18 protein-coding genes and 2 pseudogenes are annotated in these 21,966 nt (G+C 58.5%); 14 read left to right on the forward strand and 6 right to left on the reverse strand.

The annotated features are described in order from the left end of the window. Window positions 1-65 precede the first annotated feature (65 nt). The 3 genes from AC1PLU_RS03315 to AC1PLU_RS03325 are packed head-to-tail and all read right to left on the reverse strand — an operon-like array spanning window position 66 to window position 2,862. A complete protein-coding gene (locus AC1PLU_RS03315; protein ID WP_006452511.1) occupies window positions 66-485 on the reverse strand; it encodes an STAS domain-containing protein in 420 nt (139 codons plus the stop codon). Next, window positions 482-913, reverse strand: coding sequence for an ATP-binding protein (locus AC1PLU_RS03320; protein ID WP_023905273.1), 432 nt, complete (start codon window positions 911-913; stop codon window positions 482-484). The genes AC1PLU_RS03315 and AC1PLU_RS03320 overlap by 4 nt, the downstream gene beginning before the upstream one ends. Next, window positions 910-2,862, reverse strand: a complete 1,953-nt coding sequence (locus AC1PLU_RS03325) for a SpoIIE family protein phosphatase (protein WP_481108457.1) — start codon at window positions 2,860-2,862, stop codon at window positions 910-912. The genes AC1PLU_RS03320 and AC1PLU_RS03325 overlap by 4 nt, the downstream gene beginning before the upstream one ends. 283 nt (window positions 2,863-3,145) lie before the next feature. Here AC1PLU_RS03325 and AC1PLU_RS03330 point away from each other — a divergent pair, with 283 nt between their 5' ends. The 9 genes and pseudogenes from AC1PLU_RS03330 to AC1PLU_RS03370 all read left to right on the forward strand — a co-directional run bounded on the left by AC1PLU_RS03330 (window position 3,146) and on the right by AC1PLU_RS03370 (window position 15,700). Continuing rightward, window positions 3,146-3,745: a hypothetical protein gene (locus AC1PLU_RS03330; protein WP_481107699.1), complete on the forward strand. Its 600-nt coding sequence runs from the start codon at window positions 3,146-3,148 to the stop codon at window positions 3,743-3,745. Continuing rightward, the gene (locus AC1PLU_RS03335; RefSeq protein WP_481107700.1) at window positions 3,742-5,055 is read left to right on the forward strand and encodes an XVIPCD domain-containing protein; all 1,314 of its coding nucleotides are present in this window, start codon (window positions 3,742-3,744) and stop codon (window positions 5,053-5,055) included. Before AC1PLU_RS03330 ends, AC1PLU_RS03335 begins: the two co-directional genes overlap by 4 nt. Window positions 5,056-5,676: 621 nt before the next feature. Further along, window positions 5,677-6,678, forward strand: a complete 1,002-nt coding sequence (locus AC1PLU_RS03340; protein WP_481107701.1) for an arabinogalactan endo-1,4-beta-galactosidase — start codon at window positions 5,677-5,679, stop codon at window positions 6,676-6,678. Window positions 6,679-7,031: 353 nt separating this feature from the next. Beyond that, window positions 7,032-9,719, forward strand: a complete 2,688-nt coding sequence (gene aceE / locus AC1PLU_RS03345) for a pyruvate dehydrogenase (acetyl-transferring), homodimeric type (protein WP_481107702.1) — start codon at window positions 7,032-7,034, stop codon at window positions 9,717-9,719. Window positions 9,720-11,116: 1,397 nt separating this feature from the next. Next, window positions 11,117-12,232 carry a DUF262 domain-containing protein gene (locus AC1PLU_RS03350; protein WP_481107703.1) on the forward strand — a complete coding sequence of 372 codons (1,116 nt, stop codon included), beginning with the start codon at window positions 11,117-11,119 and terminating at the stop codon, window positions 12,230-12,232. Continuing rightward, the gene (locus AC1PLU_RS03355; protein ID WP_481107704.1) at window positions 12,229-12,912 is read left to right on the forward strand and encodes a HEPN domain-containing protein; all 684 of its coding nucleotides are present in this window, start codon (window positions 12,229-12,231) and stop codon (window positions 12,910-12,912) included. The genes AC1PLU_RS03350 and AC1PLU_RS03355 overlap by 4 nt, the downstream gene beginning before the upstream one ends. Window positions 12,913-13,052: 140 nt before the next feature. Continuing rightward, window positions 13,053-13,310 (forward strand): annotated as a pseudogene (locus AC1PLU_RS03360) (transposase); the annotation flags it as partial. Between the two features lie 598 nt (window positions 13,311-13,908). Beyond that, on the forward strand, window positions 13,909-14,181 hold the full coding sequence (locus tag AC1PLU_RS03365; RefSeq protein WP_481107705.1) for a hypothetical protein: 273 nt from the start codon (window positions 13,909-13,911) through the stop codon (window positions 14,179-14,181). 924 nt (window positions 14,182-15,105) lie between these two features. After that, a pseudogene (locus AC1PLU_RS03370) lies at window positions 15,106-15,700 on the forward strand (transposase). Window positions 15,701-15,997: 297 nt separating this feature from the next. Here the strand turns inward: AC1PLU_RS03370 and AC1PLU_RS03375 are convergent. Together AC1PLU_RS03375 and AC1PLU_RS03380 are read right to left on the reverse strand one after the other, a co-directional pair. Further along, window positions 15,998-16,870, reverse strand: a complete 873-nt coding sequence (locus AC1PLU_RS03375) for a hypothetical protein (protein ID WP_228418562.1) — start codon at window positions 16,868-16,870, stop codon at window positions 15,998-16,000. A 21-nt stretch (window positions 16,871-16,891) separates the two neighbouring features. Next, a complete protein-coding gene (locus AC1PLU_RS03380) occupies window positions 16,892-17,281 on the reverse strand; it encodes a hypothetical protein (protein ID WP_481107706.1) in 390 nt (129 codons plus the stop codon). An 838-nt stretch (window positions 17,282-18,119) separates the two neighbouring features. On the opposite strand from AC1PLU_RS03380, the gene AC1PLU_RS03385 reads away from it, so the two are divergent. After that, on the forward strand, window positions 18,120-18,578 hold the full coding sequence (locus tag AC1PLU_RS03385; RefSeq protein ID WP_481107707.1) for a hypothetical protein: 459 nt from the start codon (window positions 18,120-18,122) through the stop codon (window positions 18,576-18,578). A 50-nt stretch (window positions 18,579-18,628) separates the two neighbouring features. Then, the gene (locus tag AC1PLU_RS03390; protein WP_228418556.1) at window positions 18,629-19,222 is read left to right on the forward strand and encodes a hypothetical protein; all 594 of its coding nucleotides are present in this window, start codon (window positions 18,629-18,631) and stop codon (window positions 19,220-19,222) included. Between the two features lie 62 nt (window positions 19,223-19,284). Here AC1PLU_RS03390 and AC1PLU_RS03395 read toward each other — a convergent pair whose 3' ends face one another. Then, window positions 19,285-20,196 (reverse strand): HNH endonuclease, encoded by a 912-nt coding sequence (locus AC1PLU_RS03395; RefSeq protein WP_228418554.1) that lies wholly within the window; start codon window positions 20,194-20,196, stop codon window positions 19,285-19,287. A gap of 353 nt (window positions 20,197-20,549) precedes the next feature. Between AC1PLU_RS03395 and AC1PLU_RS03400 the strand changes: the two genes are divergently transcribed. From AC1PLU_RS03400 to AC1PLU_RS03410, 3 genes are all read left to right on the forward strand, one after another. Continuing rightward, window positions 20,550-20,822, forward strand: coding sequence for an XAC0095 family protein (locus AC1PLU_RS03400; RefSeq protein ID WP_481107708.1), 273 nt, complete (start codon window positions 20,550-20,552; stop codon window positions 20,820-20,822). After that, a complete protein-coding gene (locus tag AC1PLU_RS03405) occupies window positions 20,819-21,235 on the forward strand; it encodes a SymE family type I addiction module toxin (RefSeq protein WP_481107709.1) in 417 nt (138 codons plus the stop codon). The genes AC1PLU_RS03400 and AC1PLU_RS03405 overlap by 4 nt, the downstream gene beginning before the upstream one ends. Before the next feature lie 86 nt (window positions 21,236-21,321). Beyond that, window positions 21,322-21,960: a hypothetical protein gene (locus AC1PLU_RS03410; RefSeq protein WP_481107710.1), complete on the forward strand. Its 639-nt coding sequence runs from the start codon at window positions 21,322-21,324 to the stop codon at window positions 21,958-21,960. Window positions 21,961-21,966 lie beyond the last annotated feature (6 nt).

Genomic DNA, 21,966 nt, shown 5'->3' on the forward strand with positions numbered 1-21,966 from the left:
CTACCCAATGCCGCTGACGCGCCATACGCACACACGTCGCTACATGTGCGCGCAGGCGATCAAACTCATACTTCGGCGAAGTGCGGCAAGATCGGGTTGTCGCCGTCGGCGTGCTGTTCGATGACCTTGCGCTGCATCGCGGACAGATACGCATCCAGCTCTTCGGTGGAGGCGAACACATCGCTCAGCGGCACCGCCTTGACCATGTCGAAGACCTTGCGGATCTGCGGCTGCGGGTTGGTCACCAGCAGCTTGCCCTGATGGGTCGCCAGCGCCTTGCGCACCTTGAAGATGCTGCGGATGCCGGCGCTGGAAATGTATTCCAGCGCGGTCAGGTCCAGCACCAGGGTGACGATGCTGGTGCCCAGCAGTGGCGACAGCGCCGCATCCAGGTCCTGGTAGGTGTGGGAGTCCAGGCGCCCGGTCAGGATCACGCGTTGACGGGTGTCTTGCGGCGGGTCGATCTGGATGGCGAGCGTGGTCATGGCAGTGCCTCGGGGACAGGGGCGTACGGATGCAGCAAGGTGATACGCACGACGTTATATGCACCATCGCGACGGTAGTCGATGTGATCGGCGAACTGATGCACCAAAAACAACCCCAATCCGCCGATCGGCCGATCGTCGAGCGCGGCGTCCAGCTCCAGTTCCGGCAGCGCACGCGGGTCGAAAGCGCTGCCCGGGTCGCTCAGCTCCAGCACCAGCGCCTGCGCGTCCAGCTGCAGCTGCAGGCGTAAGGGTTGTTCGGCGCATTGGCCGTGGGTGAGCGCGTTGCAGCCGAGTTCTTCCACGATCAGCCGCACCTGGCCGATGCGCGCTTCGTGCAGGCCTTCGCGCATCAGCGAGTCTTCCAGCGCGTCGTTGGCGCCGGCCAGTTGGGCCAGCGACGGCGCGATGGCCAGTTCGAGCTTCATCCGGTCGTTGCCTTTCCGGGACCGTCCCGGCCAGCGTCTGCCACCGGCTCAGCATGCTCCTGGCGCAGCCGGATCGCCAGCAGCGTGATGTCGTCGTACGCATCGGCCTGGCCGGTGAAACCGGCGATGTCGTCGATGACCGCCTTGCACTGTGCCGCCGCGCTACGGCTTGGGTGCAGCGCGGCCAGCAGCCGCTCCAGCCCGTAGCTGGCGCCGTGTTCGTCCATCGCCTCGGTCACGCCATCGGTATAACCCAGCAGCGTCTGCCCGGCGCGCATGCGGCCCTGCAGCACCGGGTAGGCCAGCTGTGGCTCGATGCCCAGCGGCGCACCGGTTTCCAACGGCAGCGGCCGCACCGTGCCATCCAGATCGATCAATAGCGGCGGCTCGTGCCCGGCGCTAGCCAGCCAGTATTCGCCGCTCACCACATTGATCACCCCGCACAGCACGGTGGCGAACATGCACGGCTCGTTGTTCTCGGCCAGCCGCGTGGAGGCGGCGATCAAAATGGCGTCCGGGCGCGTGTGCCGGCGCGCGGCGATTTCCAGCACGCTCACTGCGCGCGCCATGAACAAGGCCGCCGGCACGCCCTTGTCGGAGACATCGCCCACCACAAACCACAACAGCCCCGGCTCGGTCTCGATGAAGTGGTAGAAATCGCCGCCCACCGCCTTGGCCGGTTCCAGCCAGGCGCAGGTTTCCAGATGCGAGTTGGCGCGGTCGAAGGTGCGCCCGGATGGGAGCATCGCCTGCTGGATCTCGCGCGCAATCTGCAGCTCGCTGTACATGCGTTCGCGCGCAGAGGTCATCTCGCCGATCTGCGCGATATGGTCGCGGATCGCACCGCGCGCACTGTCGAACGCACGCGCCATCACGCCCACTTCGTCATCGCGTTCGATATGTCGCAGCGGGTACTCGAATTCGCCACGACGAAAATGCTCGGCGGTATCGGTCAATTCCTCGATCGGCCGCGTCAAGGTGCGCGTGATCCGCCCCATCAACCACCACCACACCGCCGCGCCCAGCAACGCCGCCAACGCCACCCATGCGGCCAGCCAGTTCAGGCCGGCCAGCACGTAGTTTTCCGATGCGGACAGCACAAAGGTCCAGCCGCTGCGCCCCACCGCCGCGCTATGGGTCAAAAAGCGCTCGCCATCGGGCGCGGTGTGCGAGAACGAGATCGGCTGACCCGCCGCCACTGCGCGCTGCAGCGGTGCCAGATCCGGACGCGAACGCGCCACGTAGGTAGCGAGCGTGTCATGCAGATTGAGCGCAGGGTCGGGGCTGAACATCACCATCCCCTCCGGCGACAACAGCATCGGCCGGATGCTGATGTCGTGCGGCAGCTGGTCGATGATGGCGCGCAGATGTTGCAGCGGCAGATCCACGCTCACCATGCCTACCGGCGCCGCATCCACGGCATCGCCCGGCCGGCGCAGCGGCAGGTTGTAACTGGTGTACAACTCGCTGCCGCCATTGGTGTTGATATACGGCTCGGACCACCATGCACGCCCTTCGCGCTGGGTGCGCAGATACCACGGCATCGCGCGGTAGTCGTCACCCAGGTCCTGCACCGATTTTTCCAGCACGCGCGTGCCATCGCGATGCACGTACCAGACAAACCCGGTATCGCCGGCTTTTTGTGTGCGCGGTTCGATGATCAAACGCGCCGCGCCGATATCCGGGTCGCCACTGAGCGTGGCCAGCAGCAATGCACGCAGATTGAACGGCTGCAGCCCCACCGCACCGCTGCTGGCGGCCAATGTGCGGCCGCTCACCTGCACCGAATCCAGCATCGCCGCCAGGCTGCGTGCGGTCTGCTCGGTCAAGCCATCCACTTCGGTGCGCGCTGCCTCCACCAATTCGGCACGGGCGCCCAGATAAAACACCGTGCCCAGGACCGCCAGCAGCAGTACCAGCACTGCGGTGGCGGCCAGCAACACGCGCATGCGCAGGCTGCGCCGCCAATGCACGCGCGGGGTGACGGCCACGTTGTCGGCTGGCGATGTGAACCCCGTGGCGATAACGCGCTCCCCCTAGCGGACAGGTCGAATCATGGCAGCTTTCCGGCGGGCAACAACTGCCTCACGTCAGCTGCCGTAAATTGACCCCACCTGCTCAAGCGGACTAGATTGAGCCCCCTTATCGCCATGGAGGCCGGCCTTGCGCCTGATTCTCACACCGAGCCTGCTGGCCCTTTTGCTTACGGCCTGTAACGCCCCGGAGATCAGCATGACCCAGACCACATCCCCCGCAACCGAGGCCACTGCAGAAGCCGACGTGGAGGCGGGCGGTCGCGGCCTTGCCAAATTGAATCCCAGCCCGCGCAAGGCCTTCGAGGTCACGCTCACCCTCGACAAGGCGCCCGGTACCTTCGGCCTGGTCCAGGGTGCGGCGCAATACGACGTCAGTAACGAAGCCGAATGCGGCAAGATCCAGGCCGAGACCGGTACCGCCGGGCGCATCACCAGCCAGGAAGACTTCGCGCTCAAGAAGATCTCCGACACCGAATACCGCGGCACCGTCTATCTGGACCTGATGCAGGACGAGGACTATTACGGTCGCGGCGTCTGCCATTGGGAATTCAGTGGTGCCAGCGTGCTGCTCAAGGCCACCGGTGCCGAAGAAGAGACCCGCTTTTTGTCGTTTATCGAAGGCAAGACGGTGACGGCGCAGCATCCGCAGACGAAGTACTACTGGAAGGAAGGTTATCCGCGCTCGGAGTCCAAGAGTTTCCCGGACACTGGCGAGCTGAGCCCGGAAAAGTTCAAGCCTGAGATCCGCGACAATCTCTTCACCATCACGTTGGCTGCCAAGGAAGTTGCGCCATGAGCATTCCATCGCCGCAATATGCGGGCTTGTCTGAAGATGCCTACAAGGATCGCGCCGTCGGCCGGCGCGCACCGGGTCAGGAAGAGATTGTCGACATCGAGGGACAGCGTTACGCCGTTCTCGACCACGTCAACAACAAGTCCACTGGCTACCAGGGGACGATTTACCGCAACGAAGGCAGTGGCGAAATCGTGGTTGCGCATCGGGGCACCGAGGGCGCTGCCAAGGACATTCTTACCGACGCGACCATGGTCACCTCGCGGACCAATCCGCAGGCAGCCGATGCGCTGGCGCTGACTCAGAACGCGATGACCATTGCCAAGGATGTCGGTAAGCGAACCGGTCACGCACCCGAAGTCACCGTCACCGGCCACTCCCTCGGCGGCGCGCTCGCACAGGTCTCTGCGCACCACTACGACCTCAAGGGCGAAACCTTCAACTCGTACGGCGCGGCCAGCCTGAGCTACCGCATTCCGGAAGGCGGCAACAGCGTGATCAACCACGTCATGGCGTCCGATCCGGTCAGTGCCGCCTCGCCGCATTTCGGGCAGGTGCGCATCTATGCCAAGCCGGATGAAATCACCACGTTGAATGGCGCCGGCTACAGCAACAGCAAGGCCAACTTCCTGATCCCGGACTACCCGCTGGTGGCGGCCGGCAGCTCGCTGGGCGCGCACAAGCTGGGCAACTTCCTGGGCGAGCACTCGGCGCTCACCGATCCCAACGCGCGCCCGCTGGCCGAAAAGAACGCGCGGATGATCGACGAATACCGTAACGATGTGGATGGGCTGCGTACCGGCACCACCATCCTGACGCGTAGCGCGCGCGGCCTTGGGCAGGACGCTGTGGACGCCATCCGCGGCCCGCTCGCCCCAGGCGAGCCCGCCAAGCGTGAGCACGGCAACGACCATACCTCGCTGCGCATCGACCAGCCCGGGCACGTGGGCAATACCTTGTTTCAGGATGCGCAGCGTGGCGTGCATGCGCAGGACGCCCGTGCCGGGCGCACACCCGACCAGCACAGCGCCCAGTTGTCCGGCTCGCTCGCATCGGAAATGCATGCCGTCGGCGGCAAGCGCATCGACGAGGTAGTGATGAGCCCCGATGCCGCGCGCACCTTCGCCGTGCAGGGCCGCGCCGACGACCCCGCGCAGCTGCGTGTCAGCGTCGAGACGATGACCGCCATCAATACCCCGCTGGAACAGAGCAGCCAGCGCGTTGCAGAAAATGCCGCACGCCAGTCGGTGGCATTGGAACAGCAGCAGTCGCAGACCCAGCAACAACAACAGGGCGCACGCGCGATGAGTTGAGTGCGGTCATGCGTTTGCGGCCCGGTGGTGTTCATTCGCCTAACCAGCCTCTGTGACGCAGTGCCGCTTCAACCTGCGACTGCTTCCATCGCACGTTGCACCAAAAACGTCGGCTTGCCCGGCGTTTTTGTTTGATCGCTGCCGATCCTCCGTCGAGAGCTCGTTGAGTGCGCCAAACAGGCAGGGCATCAGGAGTTGGGCTTCCCGCAGCGTGCCCAATTGCCGGCAGGCCTGTAGCGCGTTGCCGCTTCTGATCAGACTCAGGGTCATTGCGGTCGCAGACGATCGGCCATGCATGTCGTTGCGGCGACAGAGCGCCAGCATCAGCTGCCTCGCGCAGTACCGCGCCGTTTTTCTGTTGCACCCGCACAACATCGCGCTGGTGAAAATAGTGCCAGTTCGCTGGCGCAAGGTTTTTTCCGGCGCGAACTATGCCGCAATCGCCCAGCACCTATAGCGAGCGCAACCGCGTTGCAGTGCCGTGTTTGAATCGCCACCGTTTCGCAGCGTGCGTGGCTGTCGCGGCATTGCCCGCTTCGCAGCACAGCACGCCTCGAGATTCAGGGGGATCAGGCAAGGCGCCAGGTGGCGCGACATCCATCGATCAAGGGAGAGGGTTTCATGAGCATGTTTCGTAAGGGCTATAGCCGCTTGCTGTTGGTGCTGCTGCTGGGCTTTGCCAGCGCCGGCGCAGGCGCGCAAGGCATCGCCAAGGGCGCCGATGTCAGCTGGCTCAACCAGCAGGCCGCAGCCAACCCGCCGCAGGTGTTTCGCGATGCCTCGGGCAACACCACCGACTTCATCAAGCTGTTCAAGGACGTGGGCGGCAACGCAGTGCGCCTGCGCGTGTGGGTCAACCCGTCCGGCGGCTGGAACGATGGCCACGACACGCTCGACAAGGCCAAGCGTGCCGCCGCGCAGGGCATGCGCATCATGATCGACTTCCACTACAGCGACAGCTGGGCCGACCCCGGCAAGCAGACCAAGCCGGCCGCCTGGGCGGGCCACTCCGTCGCCCAGCTCAACACCGATGTCTATAGCCACACCCAGGGCATCCTCAAGTACCTCAAGGACAACGGCATCACCGTCAGCTGGGTGCAGGTGGGCAACGAGATCAACAGCGGCATGCTGTGGAACGAGGGCAAGACGCCCAACTTCGCCAACCTGGGCCAGTTCATCAACAGCGGCTACAACGCCACCAAGGCCGTGTACCCCAACGCCAAGGTCATCGTGCATCTGGCCAACGGCTACGACAACGCCAACTTCCGCTGGTTCTTCGACAACCTGCGCTCAGCCGGCGGCAAGTGGGACGTCATTGGCATGTCGCATTACCCTCCGGTGGGCAGCTGGCAGGACTACAACAACCGCCTGGACACCAACATGCGCGACATGATCTCCCGCTACGGCAGCGACGTGGTGGTGGCCGAGGTCGGCATGGACTGGCAGCAGGCCGCCACCACCCGCGCCATGCTCACCAACCTGCTCAGCCGCAGCAACGCCATCGGCTCGCGCGTGCTCGGCATTTTCTATTGGGAGCCCAACGCCTACCCCGGCTGGCAGGGCTACACCATGGGCGCGGTCAACAACAACGGCCAGCTGACCGAAGCGCTGCAGGCGTTTTGACCGGCCTCGCCACGCAACTGGGCACCATCGACGCGCCCGGTAGGAGCGCCCTTGGGCGCGATGGGCGTTACCGGTAACGCCCATCGCGCCCAAGGGCGCTCCTACGTCGGCCCATTCCGCACCGAGCCGGGCGCTGGCCTCGGCAATCGCCCGCCAGCGGCCCTCATCCTTTGGTCGTACACCAGTAGCGGCCGCATGCGTGGCATCCGCCACCAACGCATTCACCGCACGACATCATCCCATTCCATACGCACCCGTAGCGAGGAATGGCAACAGGTGCGTGCGGTACACTTGGGGGTTCACGAATTCACGATGTCGACACACCCGCGGGGTGTGTCCCCCCGGGAGCGCTAATGAACTGGTTGAACGAAGTGCTGCACAACGATCCGAACCCGCTTGAGACGCAGGAGTGGCTCGAATCGATCAAGGCCGTCATCGATGTAGAAGGTCCTGAGCGCGCCCATCAGCTGCTGGAAGGCATGGTCGAACAGACCCGCCGCGCCGGCGCTTACCTGCCGTTCTCGCCCACCACCGAGTACGTCAACACCATCGCACCGGCCAACGAGGCCAAGAACCCCGGCGACTCAGCGCTGGAGTGGAAGATCCGCTCGATCATCCGCTGGAACGCCATGGCCACCGTCGTGCGGGCCAACCGCAAGCCGGGCGACCTGGGCGGCCACATCGCCTCGTTCGCCTCCAGCGCCACGCTCTACGACGTGGGCTTCAACCATTTCTGGCGCGCGCCCAGCGACCAGCACCCGGGCGACCTGCTGTTCATCCAGGGTCACAGCGCCCCGGGCATCTACGCCCGCGCCTTCCTCGAAGGCCGCATCAGCGAAGCCCAGCTGGACAACTTCCGCATGGAAGTGGACGGCCAGGGCATCTCGTCCTACCCGCACCCGTGGCTGATGCCCGAGTTCTGGCAGACCCCCACCGTCTCGATGGGCCTGGGCCCGCTGGCCGCCATCTACCAGGCGCAGTTCATGCGCTACCTGGAAAACCGCGGCCTGATCGAGAAGTCCGACCGCAAAGTGTGGTGCTTCATCGGCGACGGCGAGTCTGATGAGCCGGAAACCCTTGGCGCCATCGCGCTGGCCGGCCGCGAAGGTCTGGACAACCTCATCTTCGTGGTCAACTGCAACCTGCAGCGCCTGGACGGCCCGGTGCGCGGCAACGGCAAGATCATCCAGGAATTGGAAGGCGTGTTCCGTGGTGGCGGCTGGAACGTCATCAAGCTGCTCTGGGGCGGCTACTGGGACGCCCTGCTGGCCAAGGACACCGACGGCGTCCTCAAGAAGCTGATGATGGAAACCGTCGACGGCGAATACCAGAACTGCAAGGCCTTCGGCGGCGCCTACACGCGCGCCAACTTCTTCGGCAAGTACCCGGAGACGGCGGCCATGGTGGCCGGCCTGTCCGACGACGACATCTGGCGCCTCAACCGTGGCGGCCACGACCCGCACAAGGTGTACGCCGCCTACAACCAGGCCGTAAACACCAAGGGCATGCCCACCGTGATCCTGGCCAAGACGGTCAAGGGCTACGGCATGGGTTCGGCCGGTGAGGCGCTCAACCCCACCCACCAGACCAAGAAGCTGGACGACGCGGCGGTCAAGCACTTCCGCGACCGCTTCAACATTCCGGTCACCGACGCCCAGCTGGAAGACGGCCAGGTGCCGTTCTACCACCCCGGCGAAGATTCCCCGGAAGTGCAGTACCTCAAGGAGCGCCGCAACGTGCTGGGCGGCTTCCTGCCCTCGCGCCGTCCCAAGGCCAGCAAGTCGTTCGTGGCGCCCACGCTCGACAAGTTCGAGCGCCTGCTCAAGGACAGCGGCGAGCGCAGCTATTCCACCACCATGTCGTTCGTGCAGAGCCTCAACATCGCCCTGCGCGACAAGGAACTGGGCCCGCGCATCGTGCCGATCGTGGCCGATGAGGCGCGCACCTTCGGCATGGAGGGCATGTTCCGCCAGATCGGCATCTATGCCCCGTTCGGCCAGAAGTACAAGCCGGTCGATGCCGACCAGCTGATGTACTACCGCGAAGACCAGACCGGCCAAGTGCTGCAGCAGGGCATCAGCGAGCCGGGCGCCATCGCCTCGTGGATGGCCGCCGGCACCAGCTACTCGGTCTCCGACGTGCCGATGCTGCCGTTCTACATCTACTACTCCATGTTCGGCTTCCAGCGCGTGGGCGACATCGCCTGGCAGGCAGCGGACATGCGCACGCGTGGCTTCCTGCTCGGCGGCACCGCCGGCCGCACCACGCTCAATGGCGAAGGCCTGCAGCACGAAGACGGCTTCAGCCAGGTCATCGCCGGCTCCATCCCCAATGTGCGTAGCTACGACCCGACCTTCGGCTTCGAAGTCACCGTCATCATGCAGCACGGCATGAAGGCGATGATGGAAGACCAGATCGACGAGTACTACTACATCACCCTGATGAACGAAAACTACGCCCACCCCGGCATGCCGGACGGCGCAGCCGAGGGCATCATCAAGGGCATGTACCTGCTCAAGGATGCCGGCAAGCCCAAGAAGGGCGAGCTGCGCGTGCAGCTGCTGGGCAGCGGCACCATCCTGCGCGAAGCCATTGCCGCGGCCGAGCTGCTGGACAAGGACTTCGGCGTCACCGCCGACATCTGGTCCTGCCCCAGCCTCAACGAAGTGCGCCGCGACGGCTACGCCGTAGAGCGCTGGAACCGCCTGCATCCGGAGGCCGAACAGCGCAAGCCGTACGTCACCCAGCTGCTGGAAGGCCGCCAGGGCCCGGCCATCGCCGCCACCGACTACGTGCGCGCCTTTGCCGACCAGATCCGCGCCTTCGTCCCGATGACCTACACCGTGCTCGGCACGGATGGGTTCGGCCGCTCGGACACACGTGCGAATCTGCGTCGGTTCTTCGAAGTGGACCGCTACTACATCGCGCATGCGGCGATTGCCGCGCTTGCTAAGGATGGGAAGATGACGGGTAAGGATGTAGCCCGGGCGATCAAGCAGTACAAGATTGATCCTGAGAAGGCAAATCCTGTTGGGGTTTGATTGATCTCGCGAGCTGCTGTTTTGTATAAAGAGGGGCGCTAGGCGCCCCTCTTTATTTGGGCGTATCTATAGCTCCCTTGATGATTCTAAGCCACAGGCCTATTTTCTTTGAAAATTAGTATGCCAAATCCGAAGAGAGAATCGAAAGACGCGTATGGGAGGAACCTTTGGTATCCTTACTATGCGGGATTTTCTCCGAGATTTGCTCTGAGCGTATTCGATCGAGAAAGTATAGGTGCCGGAAGCATGGTGTGTGATCCATGGAACGGCGCAGGTACCACGACATGGGCTGCACAATCTAGGGGGATTTCATTCTTAGGCGCAGATCTTAATCCCGTAATGGCGATCGTCGCTAAGGCGAAGTTAGCGCGACCCTCTGATCTGAGGGATATCAATCAATTCGCTCTGAAGGTAATTAAAAAAAGGGGTACGGGAGGCCTTGCGTCCCATAACGACAACCTGCTCAGTAGATGGTTGCCGCAGCTGACTGTGAATTGCCTTCTCGAAATTTCTGACGCTATCTGGTGTGATCGCGATGATTTAGTTAATCAGTCAAAAAATAGAATCGAGCGAATCGAGAGTCTATCTTCTACGCGCTGCCTTCTATTCTTGGCACTCTTTCGTGCAAGTAGAAAGATGGTTGACAGCCACAAGACGTCGAATCCAACGTGGCGGAGAATGCTTGTAGATGTCGATCCCTCAGTAGTCCATGATGTTTCGTCGGCATTCCTCAGAGAGCTAAATGATCTGACCGCGCAGCTAGCGGGTGATTCAGGTGATATTAGAGGTGTTTGGTCGGAGCGGGTGGCTGTATGTTCGTCAACTTCGCTTAAGTCAGACGACAAAGTCTTCGATCTTATAGTGACATCTCCACCTTATTGCACGCGAATAGATTATGCCGTCGCAACGATGATTGAGTTAGGTCTTCTCGGTTTCGATTATTCTGAGGTCGATAGATTAAGGCGCACTCTGATGGGTACTACTACAGTGCCCTCGTTATTGGGAGTAGCTCAGGATCGATGGGGCGTGGAATGTTGCAAATTCTTGGATAGAGTGCGATCCCACCCTTCTAGGGCATCTTCTGGCTACTACTACAAATCCCACGTGCAGTACTTCGCTGATCTTTACCTGTCGATTGGGGAAATTCATAGGGTTCTCAAGCCTGGCGGACGAGCCTATGTTGTGGTCCAAGACTCTCAGTATAAGGAAGTGCACAACGATCTCGCGACTATCGTTGAGCAAATGTCAGTGTCACAGGGGCTTGATTTTCTGAAAAGATCTGATTTTCCAAAGGTGATCAGTTTGCGAACGCTAAACTCGAGCAGTCGAAAATACTCGGCAGGCAAATCTCCAGTTGAATCGGTATTGGTCTTGAAAAGGCCAGAATAGGATCTGATATGAATGTTAAGTTAATTTCACAGGTTGAGCAGGCTAGGCATGACGTATTTGTTGATAGCTATTCGCAAACATGGAGTGATTTACTTGATCAATATCGGCGCAATGATGTAAAAGTTGATCCGGATTATCAGCGTGCCTTCAGGTGGACGTTGGATCAACAAAGTCAATACATAGAATCTTTGCTATTAAGTATCCCGACTCCTCCGCTGTTCATGGCGGAAATGGAAGATGGTTCGTTCGAGATTATCGACGGACTCCAAAGATTCAGTACGCTATTGAAGTTCTTTTCTGATGAGATATTTACTGACGGCCGCGTTGCTCCGCACCATGGCGGATACAATCATGACAATGATGTCGCGGTGCCAACTGTCCTGTCTGAGCCTCCCATACTCAACGGGCTAGCCGGTCTGACTAAAGTGACATTGCCCGAAACATTGGTCCGAACTATTAGGTATAGTCGAGTTCAAGTTACGCTCATTAAGCGGGAGTCGAGCGAGCTTTCTCGATATCATGTGTTCACGAGGTTGAATAGGGCGGGAACGGTTCTTTCGAATCAAGAGATTAGAAATTGCTCAGCCCGACTTTTTAATCCCGAATTTGCTGACAAGCTGATGAAAATTGGTGCAGACGAGAGAATTGTGTCGGCCATGAGTATGTCCGAATCTGACGAAAAATCTATGGGTGTTCAAGAGAATGTTCTTAGGTTGGTTGCATTTCTTAACGGGCAACCGGAAACGCAGAGGATCGACGAGTTCCTTGACTCTGCAATGTATCTTGCAGCTACGGGAAAGATAAAGTTTACAAAGCGAGTGGAAGAAAAAATTTACCGGACATTCGAAATAGTTTCGCGAGATATGCCTGCCGGCTCTGCGTTTCGCTTTCCAAAAGGCGGGGTCTTTAAAGGCGCGTTTAGCACCAATCTCTTCGATATCGTAGCCTGCGGGGTTTTCAATAATATCGAATCGGCTGAAAAAAAGCCCATTGGATACATCGAAGAACGAGTTGTTGCCATGCATGAAGATCCTAAGGTGAAAGTGCTTACAGGGGCTGGATCTAATACTAGGGCGAAGATGATGGGGCGAGTTGAATTCGGGACTAATTGGTTCTCGAAATGAGCTTTTATATGTCGCGAAGGATGGCGAGGGTTGAGGCCAAAAGTGCATTAGATCGACACGTAAATATGCTTGGTGAAATTAGAAAGCACTCTTTGAGTAATAATGCAGGTGGAGATCAGTTTCTGTATCTCATGGCTATTCCTATCATTTATTCGGCCTGGGAGGGCTATTTTAAGATAGTCTTCTCCGTATGTTTTAAGAGGAAGTGTGATCTTCAACGCCGCGTATCGAGCTACCCCGAGATGTTCGCTGTTTTATGGTTGCAGAAACAGGGGTTTTTCCAGTCCTACCTCAAAAAAATGTTCTCAGCTATGCAGATGGGTCAGGAAAACATGCCGAAGACGGGGGCGCAGTATCGAGCTCTAGCAGAGTTTGCACGAGGTTTTTCCGAGTGGTCACGCGGGCCTGTTGACCACACAATTAAATTTGATAGCTTGGTTATGACTTACTCCAACGTTAACTTGGAGGTGCTGAAGCTTAATTCAGAGGTGATTGGATTGAACTTGGCCGGGGTTCGTACAGGTGCGCTGGATGAACTTGTGGGTAGGAGGAATGAAGTGGCACATGGCGGATTGCTGGTATATCCAACAAATATCGAAGTTGATGAGTTACTGGGGTATGCGGAAGCGCTGATGAATAGTCTCCATGCGGCTGTGTCGAGGTGGATGGACTCCAATTAAATTTCAGGTATAGGCAAAAGAGGCAAAAGGGCGCGGAGGTAATTAAGCGAACCGGTCGTACAGGCCCGCGCGGCGATGCCTGATAGCGGGGCTGTGTCGCTGCCGTCAGGCTGAGGTCTTCTTGAGCAGGAAGCCCGGCCATGTCGCGTCAGCCGCGTCTGGAACCGCCCGGCGTTCCGATGCATGTCGTCCAGAGAGGCGTGAACCGGGGTGCGATCTTCTTGGACGATGAGGATCGGCATCACTATTGCCTGCTACTACGCGTGGCCTGCGAGCGCTTTGCGGTGCGGGTGCATGCGTTTGTGCTGATGGACAACCACGTGCATCTGCTGGTCTCGGCGGATAAGGCGGGCGCAGTGTCTTCGGCGATGCTGCTCAGCGGCCAGTCGTATGTGCGCCGCGCGGCTCGGCTTCTGGAGTCCGCTTAATGCGGGGGATTGCCGGGGAAGCGCGGATATCAATGGCCCGCTTCCTTTGGAATCTCATGCTGTAGCCTGAGACACTTTGTAAGAAAAGATTCGGTGCACGCTAGAAGCGAATTTTTAGGCCTTACCCCGATACGGCTAACGATCGGGTTGCGCATCTCCGTGATTCTGAGTAAACCAAGAAGACACTTCCGCAGCTGGTACTAGTGCACGAGCGCTCGGCTTCTTTGGTGTCCAGTCCGGACTAGATATCAGTACATGTGGGCCAAAGCGTGTTTGTATGGTGACTGGTCCTAGTACGAAGAGGTCGCTTTTATCCGAGCCTGTCACTGTACAGGGCGAAGTAATCCCTGAGGCTTTGGCGATGTCGCAACCGCGCTGGCTTACCAAGATCATCTGATCATTCAGTAGTCCGACACCAAATGTGCGTAGTGCCTGATCGACGAGCCTGAAGGGCAAGCCAGCGACGCACAAGAAATAGAGCAACGCTACGCTAGGCATCGCGGCTCGAAACCAGAGGGGCATGCGCCTTGTCGAATAGATAGACCAGTGCACGAGAGGAGCTATTGACATGGCGATGATTGTGGGGATGAGAGAAGTCTGTTCGATGGATGGTCCGAAATTCTGCGTAATTGCTAGGAGAAATGGTATGGACACACCATACAGCGACGTCGTAAGAATTATTGAGAGTGCGTTCGGGTATGGGCAGGTCAAGCCCCAATATCGGATTGCGCGCACATCAAAAATAATGGAAGAAAAGAGCGATATGGCGAAAGAGAGCGTAAAGATTGCACATATCCAGATCGTGGAAGCCCTCTCGCTGAGTAGGGCTATTGGCGCGTAAAGCGCAAATGCTATGGAGAAGCCGGCGTATACCTGTACAAGCGCCTTGCCACTGCCGGCCTTGAAGAATGGTTTGCTACGCCTATTTGCTTTATGTCGGAGTTGCCTTCTTCTAACGCCGTTCCGTTCTAGCCCATTTACTGGGCCTCGAGGCCGAGGTATGACCCTCTGTGTAGACCAGCCAATTAGTACAAATCCGGGCAATGCGCAGATAATACCGATGGTCAGTAAAGCAAGGGCGGAAAATAGCAGGATCGCCAAAGCAACTAGTCCAACGTCTGTGACGCCGAGCGCAGGAAGGTAACGGATTCGCCAGAAATGGGCCAGAACAGTAGCTGTGCCGATCGCTACGCCGAACCACTTGTAATCCCCAAGAAATCGAAGGAGAAGACTGTACGGCTGCGAGATTGCGTTCTCTTGTTTAATTTCCATTGGCTGCTGCTGTAGGGGGCATGGATGGGTTTCAAGCGTTAGGCAAAAGGGGACGGAGGCTGAGGTTTCCCCAGCTTTAGCTCTTTCCAATCAACGATTTGCATCGGATCGAGTTTGCAGAAGTGCGCGCATGGCGCGATTGTCGTGGTTACCACACCAATGAGGATCGCAGACCATGCGCGTGAGCCAAGTATTGCAAAGATGCCTGGATTCGGCACTGTCGCCGATGCATGCGCTATGCCGACAGACGCTGTTGCTGGCGGTCGAGTCGCTGCTAGCGGGGGCGCCGCCTGGTCTTGATCGGCGAAAGGTGCGAAAGGGGACGGAGGTAACTAAGCGAACCGGTCGTACAGAACCGCGCGGCGATGCCTGATCGCGGGGCTGTGTCGCTGCCGTCAGGCTGAGGTCTTCTTCTTCAGCAGGAGGCCCGGCCATGCCGCGTCAGCTGCGTCTGGAACTGCCCGGCGTTCCGATGCATGTCGTCTAGAGAGGCGTGAATCGGTGCGCGATCTTCTAGGATGATGAGGATCGGCACCACTATTGCCTGCTGTTACGCATGGCCTGCGAGCGCTTTGCTGTGCGGGTGCATGCGTTTGTGCTGATGGACAACCACGTGCACCTGCTGGTCTCGGCGGATAAGGCTGGCGCAGTGTCTTCGGCGATGCGGCTCAGCGGCCAATCGTATGTGCAGGCCTTCAACGTCAGGCACCGGCGTAGCGGAACCCTGTGGCAGGGCGGTTCAAGTCCTGCCTGGTGCAGACCGAACGGTATGTGCTCACGGCCTTGCGCTACATCGAACTCAATCCGGTGCGCGCCCGCATGGTGGCATTGTCAACCGAGTACCGCTGGTCAAGCGTGCACACGCATCTGGGGCGTGCGAAAAGCCTACTCATCACGCCGCACGAGGTCTATTTGCATCTTGGCTGCGATGCAGTCGAGCGGGTGTCTGTCTATGCAAGTGGTTTCATGCGGGTCTAGCCCGAGAGGACGAACATGCATTCCGCTTTCACCTCATGCAGGAGCGCGCCTTGGGCGACTCGCGCTTCCAGGCGATGGTAGAGCGTGCATTGGGCAGGCCAACGACGTGACGTCCACGTGGTCGTCCTGCCGGGGTGACTCAGGTTGGCCAATTGCCTCAATCCCTTTAAATGGCGCTGTTGCTACAGACGGAGGCGGATGCTGGGGAGCAGTTCGTCGGACAGGCTTTGCCGACAAGAGCGCGGTAGTCGTTCGATCGCTCATCCCAGCCGTTGCCAAGCGCAGGCCACCAGGAGTGTGGAGTCAGCGCGGAGTGCCCGCGCTGGCCAAGATTGGCTACTGGACCGGTGATACGCCGCCGGATCATCAAGCAGGCGTGCACGCACCGGGGTGTTCCAAGAAGTTCGCTAAACCATTCGGGGGCTCATGCTCTGAGCCTGGGGCTCCATTGAAGGCTGCGCAGCAGCTTGCTGGGCAAGCGCTGTACTGGAATGTTCGATGGTGGGGGGCTGCTCGCCAGCTAGTACCGAGGCGCGGAACCCAGGAGTCGTGCCGACGACGAACACGTCGCCTTCCCGCTCAATGACCCGGCCCACCTTCGACATGTCGTTGATTCCGGCTTCGTGCGCACGCTGAGCGGCGAAAGCGACCCGCTCATCGGAGATGTGCAGAGGCAACCCTTCGCGTAGCCCGGCGAAAAGGCGATTGCCAGCGTGCTCTGGATCAGTCATTGCCCTAGCCGAAGGACTGTTACGTTCTTCCGATGGCTCGACCTTCCCAAGTGAGTTGCTTGATCGTCCCTCGCGCGCAGGCTCATCCGCTTCAGGCGTGGACGGGGACGTAGGATGTCGAGACTCCAGCTCGCGAATGGTGCCGATCAACGCATTGGGCGTTTCCACGGTGGGCAGCCACGTGCCTGCATCAATCTGCTTTCCGGTGACGCGAGACACCGTCTCGCTAGCCCACGACGAGCAGTTGTTATTTAGTTCCCAGGTGACGTTCTCGCGAAGCGCTTGGTCGAGGGCTTTGGTTTGAGCTGGTGACAGTTCGTAGTAGCGGTCGGCATCAGAAGGTTGTACCTTTTCCATTCCGGAACGGATGTCGGTGCCAGCCCCGTTATCCTTCACCATCGGATGGTTGTCGGGCCAAAGTCCATAATACTCCGTGGGCGAATCGCCTCGCTTGACCGTAATCCACGCATGGCCATCCGTCAGGCCTCCCTGTCCACCATTGCTGTGTATTCCAAGCACAACGCGCTCATTCGCCGGTTCGGTGCTCATTGCATCGCTCCTTGACTGGAATTAAGGGGCCAACGTCTCTTCACTGTCTGCGTAGACCAGTACGACCTTTTCGCCTGCGTACGGTACGGTGACTTTTGGTGTCCACGGCTCAGCTGGCGGCATGGCAGCTTTCGCCATGGCATCACACTTCTCATTGATGCCGCATCTACGGATAGCGATACGCAAGACGCCACCCTCATTCACGAAATCAATGCCGGGAGAATAAAACAGACTTTCTGCAGGCATGTGGTAAGTAATTTGCAGTGAATCGCCTGATTTTTCGATCTTGACCGGCTGAACATCTTTCTTCTTGTAATCAGAGCGCATGTTTCCTCCTGCACAAGCAGCCAAGGTTGAGAGTGCGAGTAATCCCGTAGCAAAAATGAGCCTAATTTTTATATCCACGTTCATGCCCGGTATGGGGTCTGTGCAGGCACGTTAGCACCTGCTACCTCGACAAGCTAGAAGTCAGGCTATCGAATTTGCTCGCAGTCAGGCTTAGATGCTTACACCCAGAAGGCTTCCCGAAATGAGCCCCCAGCCCAAAATTTGCTTGGGAAGTGAATCCGACACTGCTAGCGGTCTATGTACCAAAGAGAGGAACTGGGTCAGGTTCATTTACTAATCGACAGCGCTCGGGTTGCGTGGCCGATGACCAAGCCAGACGCCCGCATGGCGGCGGGTCTCGGCTTCGACCATCGCGCGGGAGGCGGCGTGGCCCAGGGCGCTGCTGTAGATGAAGGCGGATGCTGCCAAACAATTCGCCGCACAGGGCTTCATCGCGCAGGGCACGGTAGGCGTTGAATCGCCCCAGTTGGTGGATTAGATTCCCAATGGTATTGAATTTTTTATAGTGAAATTACTAGTCTTTTATGCTTTAGTTTGATCTGAAGTAGGCTTTCATGATTCCTGTTGTGTTCGGTTGAGGGGTGTAAGGAACATCCAAGAAGTCTGGAGTCGAAGGATGGCTCTCGTTAGGTAAAGTGCTAAGTTAAAAGTTATTAATGCGTCGTCGAGTTTTTATTTGATAATCTATTAAGTAGCTGGAGGCACAAATGGCAATTAAGTTTAATCTCACAGGGATTAGTGATATCTATAATGAGTCGATTGGTCGATCCGAGCCTACAATTGCTTTCGAAATAACTCAGGGTAAAGGTCGATTCGTTTTCATGATGTTTTTCTCTGAAGAAGACAAGGAGTCGAGGGATAGGTTGTTTGTTCAATTAAGAAACACAAAAATCTGCTCAAGTTGAAGCTCTACGGTAGTCACAGGGGCGGTGATTTTTATATATACTTCGATGAGGCTGATAAGAAGGCGGTTATCGATGAACTCATGCTGGCCGGGACTGGCGGGGTATTTATCTTTGAAGAATTTTTGGAGCAAATAAACCGGGGGATACCTAGTCAGCTACCACTTCAAATTAAGATCGATAAAATTCGCGAAATATCGCCGGAAGTTGGCTCGAAGTTGGTAAATGTAGTTGATCAGGCAGATAAAGTTAATCTCATGGGTATTAAAAAACTTCCGGCGGGAAGTAAGCCTCAAGATAAAACTTTGAGGAAGTTATACATTCACACTATTGGCAGTGCTTCTGTTATAACGGATTTAATAGAGGCGCTCAAAAAAGCCAATTGTACACTTGCATGGACAAGTCATGACGTTGAAGAGGTTTCATTCGGTGAACTTATGAAAAGAATAAATTCTTAGAAATATTAAATTTTCGAGGTTCTGGCGGTTGCCTTACGGGGGGCTGATGTATGGATGAAGTAATAAAGCACCTGTTGCAAGCCGGAGGTCTTTCTATAGCCGTTCCGGTGATCATGATTGTGATCGGAAGCATTCTTGTGAAGGGCGGGTTTAGCCTGCACCGCTCGCGGAGCACAGACCGAAAGGATTTCCTTGACGCATTCAAGGAAATAGAGGGGCGAAGTGACCTATGGCTATGTGTAAGTGTTCGTCATCTATTCGGTAAATACCTGCCGACAATATTGATTCGTAAGCTGATGGTTAGTCAAAATCCTGGTAGGGCATTGCTTGACGTCTCGGACGGTTGGAGCCTTTTCACTTTCGACGTGGCGACATCGCAAGTACATTGGCGTAATCCAAAGAACATCAGCGCCATCACTCGAAAGCGCAAGGTGCTGATGCTCAACGTGGGGTATTTCTTGCTGGGCTGCCCAGGGCTTTTTCTGGCCTATTGGATTGTGACTGGGAAACTAGCTCAGCAGTTTGCCGTTCTTGCTTGGGTGTATGTCGCGCTGGCTGCCATTGGCGCAATGGCTTGTTTGATCAAGGGCGATCAATTGACAGATGCCGGTCGTGCTGCAGAGTGGTTGGAAATTGGGGGCTAGAAGTCTCGGTCAATGTCTATAGATTTCCGCCGACTGCAGGGAATACGGTCCCTCGTAGATCCCTAGACTTTGAAGCGATTGTGCCTGTGCCACTCCAGGTAGGCCTGGTGCGGGCGCAGTTCTGAAACCTTGGGAAGGATGAGGCGACGATCCCTAGCGATCAGCCTGTCCAGTTCATCGGGAACTCCGTGTGGCGATACGAGGATGTCGTAGGTTGGAGAGATGGAAATCAAGCCACGGTCGAAGAGCCAGTGGGCAGTTCCTGTGAGCGCGATGCCGTTACGCACCGTGTCTGGGCCATTAGCTTCCACAGGGCGAATATGTGCAGCCTGCACTTCTGGCCTGCCGCCTCCGTTGATCAGCCTCAGGCCAGTGACCGAGCAAGTGTTCTCGTAGGCAATCCTGACATGTCTGCGAAAGGCCACATCTCGAAATGTTCTGTTTGTCAGTCGTTGCACAACGCTTCTCTCTGCATAGATAGGGGCTTCGTGCTCACTAATCCGGTGCCCTACGGAGTCGATAGCAGAGTCCTGACGCTCCCACGATTCGATGGGTGCGGACATGCCTAGCCTGATGATTGCATCGAACTCTTCGGGGCTGATGCCGCGTACGGACCTTCCAAATGCGCCCTTGTTTGTTGACCCATCTTCCTTCTTCAGCATCGACTCGTAATAGTGGCCCTTCTGAGAGAACGGAACTGCACGATCAAACTCTATGAACTCCCCTAGACGCGCATAGAAGTAATCTTGGTGCATCGGGTCTGGATCGATTGAGAGCAAACGTGCGCAAGCAAAATACGCGCTGCGTCCAGTGGCGCTGTGAGGGCCAGAGGTCCGTCTCGGTTCGTAGTAAATAATCAGATCGCCAAGCGCTGCGTTGACCGCGCGAAGGTAGGTTGAAGGGAAGTGATAGCGCTCCTCAATCCTGTCGTCATATGCAGAACTCTCAGACGCAGTGAAAACGGCATGGGTCATAGTCATCCTCGCTGTGCACCAGGTTAGCAACTTGATGCTCGAAGATGTGGAGCCAGTTCAAAGCTTCTTTCTTGGCCGCTTGTTTTAGTGGTTGACAAGCTTTCTTTGCCAGATGCAAGCTCTCCAGCAAGGAGCGTCGAAACTCCCCTCATAGCGGTACCCACCTCCGTCAAACCGGTGGGTTTTTTGTGCCTGCATTCTGTAGGTGCAACCGATGCGATGCCTGCGTCGGGAGGGCGGCTAATACAACACCCGCAAGGGGAATACGCCCGCCGGCTATGAGCGGTTTCGAACCTCCCGACATCCCGTCGCCGTTGGCGGCGGTTCTTGGGTTGTTCCAGGAGGGCGTTGCCATGTCTACCGCACCATCCACGCCGGCCCCGGTGCCGGGTTATCTGTTGCCAGCCTCTGCTCACGGCCTGCTGTGGGACGTAGGCGAGGTACTGCGCCGGCTGGCCGCACGCGCGGCCCTTGAGCAGGCCAGCGACGATCCCGCGCAGCAATTGCTCAGCCAACCCAGTGTGTTGTCGCAGGCCTTGCGCAGCCTGTCCGCCCGCATCGACGTGGCGTTGCAGCAGTGCGTTGCTGCACCTATCACCAACACTCGCCACCCGGAGGCGCCATGACACGCCGCCGCCCGCCCAACGCGTCCGCCACCGCACGGCCCACCCGTCAACGTGCGCGCCCCGCGCCACCCAAGCGGGTGCAGTGGGTCATCGTCGAACCCGATCGCACCCAGCTGCCACCGATGCTGCCGCCCGAGCCGGACACAACGCCGCAAGGCCCCGGCCGTTTGCATGCACCCCGCCGCGCCCGCCGCCCGCGCCAATGCACCGTCAGCTACACCCTCTACCCCGGCGCCCACGACCACGCCGGCGACCAACACGTGCCCCACGTCCGCCTTAGCGGGCTATGGCTGGAACAACTGGGCTTTGCGATCGGCACAAAGTTGCGTATCACTGCAAGCGAAGGGCAGTTGGTGATGGAGGTGTTGGCGCAGGTGGAGGTGCCGTCCAAAGCGCGCGGCGTGCGGCGGTGATGCTACCGCTGCCAGGGACCTTGCGATTGACCTCGGTGCCGGATGCCACTAGCGTCGCAGCCACACCAGCGCACAACGGACGCTTCATGATCGCGCGGCCCCTCTACACCTTGCTCGCCACCCTCACTCTGGGCGCATGCGCCCACACGGCGGCGGCCCCGCCCCCGGCAACCGTCACGGAGACATCTGCCATGCGTTCCTCACCCGATTCCGCAGTCATTCCCGCTGGCAGTGAATCTAGCGGGCCGATACGAACGGCAGAGGATGCGCTTACCCGCATGCTTGCATTGATTGAAGCGATTCACGGACTTGACGATCTGACACCTGACTACCTGCAATCCAAAATGGGGGTTCCGGTTACGCATGCGGCAACAGATCCCAAGCGCTACGGTGCCAGTGCTCCGCTTACCACTGAATGGGGTTACAGCTTTGGCATGGACCAGACGCCTACTGCGGGGCGTTGGTTCGAGTTCACCTTTGTTCCAGCGCAAGCGGGTGCTTCCCCGCCCATGACGGAGATCTGCAGGATCGATTTCGATACGTTTACCAAGAAGCTAGAGAGCATCGGGTTTGTGCGTCAACGCAACATGGTGGAAGACGGGCGATGGATGAGTGACTTCTTCAGTCGCCCAGGCATGCGCGTGGAGGTGTTTCCACGAGGCGAGGCCGATGCGCCGCAGGAGCGGGTGGAGCACCACTGCGTTGAATGGATCTACATTCGTTAATCCAAG

The organism is Xanthomonas sp. NCPPB 2933, from assembly GCF_056725225.1.

Excerpts from the sequence above, each read along its gene's own strand:
- AC1PLU_RS03315 (WP_006452511.1), bottom strand. The coding sequence starts at position 485 with ATGACCACGCTCGCCATCCAGATCGACCCGCCGCAAGACACCCGTCAA.
- AC1PLU_RS03320 (WP_023905273.1), bottom strand. The coding sequence starts at position 913 with ATGAAGCTCGAACTGGCCATCGCGCCGTCGCTGGCCCAACTGGCCGGC.
- AC1PLU_RS03325 (WP_481108457.1), bottom strand. The coding sequence starts at position 2,862 with ATGCGCGTGTTGCTGGCCGCCACCGCAGTGCTGGTACTGCTGCTGGCG.
- AC1PLU_RS03330 (WP_481107699.1), top strand. The coding sequence starts at position 3,146 with ATGACCCAGACCACATCCCCCGCAACCGAGGCCACTGCAGAAGCCGAC.
- AC1PLU_RS03335 (WP_481107700.1), top strand. The coding sequence starts at position 3,742 with ATGAGCATTCCATCGCCGCAATATGCGGGCTTGTCTGAAGATGCCTAC.
- AC1PLU_RS03340 (WP_481107701.1), top strand. The coding sequence starts at position 5,677 with ATGAGCATGTTTCGTAAGGGCTATAGCCGCTTGCTGTTGGTGCTGCTG.
- aceE (WP_481107702.1), top strand. The coding sequence starts at position 7,032 with ATGAACTGGTTGAACGAAGTGCTGCACAACGATCCGAACCCGCTTGAG.
- AC1PLU_RS03350 (WP_481107703.1), top strand. The coding sequence starts at position 11,117 with ATGAATGTTAAGTTAATTTCACAGGTTGAGCAGGCTAGGCATGACGTA.
- AC1PLU_RS03355 (WP_481107704.1), top strand. The coding sequence starts at position 12,229 with ATGAGCTTTTATATGTCGCGAAGGATGGCGAGGGTTGAGGCCAAAAGT.
- AC1PLU_RS03365 (WP_481107705.1), top strand. The coding sequence starts at position 13,909 with ATGGCGATGATTGTGGGGATGAGAGAAGTCTGTTCGATGGATGGTCCG.
- AC1PLU_RS03375 (WP_228418562.1), bottom strand. The coding sequence starts at position 16,870 with ATGAGCACCGAACCGGCGAATGAGCGCGTTGTGCTTGGAATACACAGC.
- AC1PLU_RS03380 (WP_481107706.1), bottom strand. The coding sequence starts at position 17,281 with ATGAACGTGGATATAAAAATTAGGCTCATTTTTGCTACGGGATTACTC.
- AC1PLU_RS03390 (WP_228418556.1), top strand. The coding sequence starts at position 18,629 with ATGGATGAAGTAATAAAGCACCTGTTGCAAGCCGGAGGTCTTTCTATA.
- AC1PLU_RS03395 (WP_228418554.1), bottom strand. The coding sequence starts at position 20,196 with ATGACCCATGCCGTTTTCACTGCGTCTGAGAGTTCTGCATATGACGAC.
- AC1PLU_RS03400 (WP_481107708.1), top strand. The coding sequence starts at position 20,550 with ATGTCTACCGCACCATCCACGCCGGCCCCGGTGCCGGGTTATCTGTTG.
- AC1PLU_RS03405 (WP_481107709.1), top strand. The coding sequence starts at position 20,819 with ATGACACGCCGCCGCCCGCCCAACGCGTCCGCCACCGCACGGCCCACC.
- AC1PLU_RS03410 (WP_481107710.1), top strand. The coding sequence starts at position 21,322 with ATGATCGCGCGGCCCCTCTACACCTTGCTCGCCACCCTCACTCTGGGC.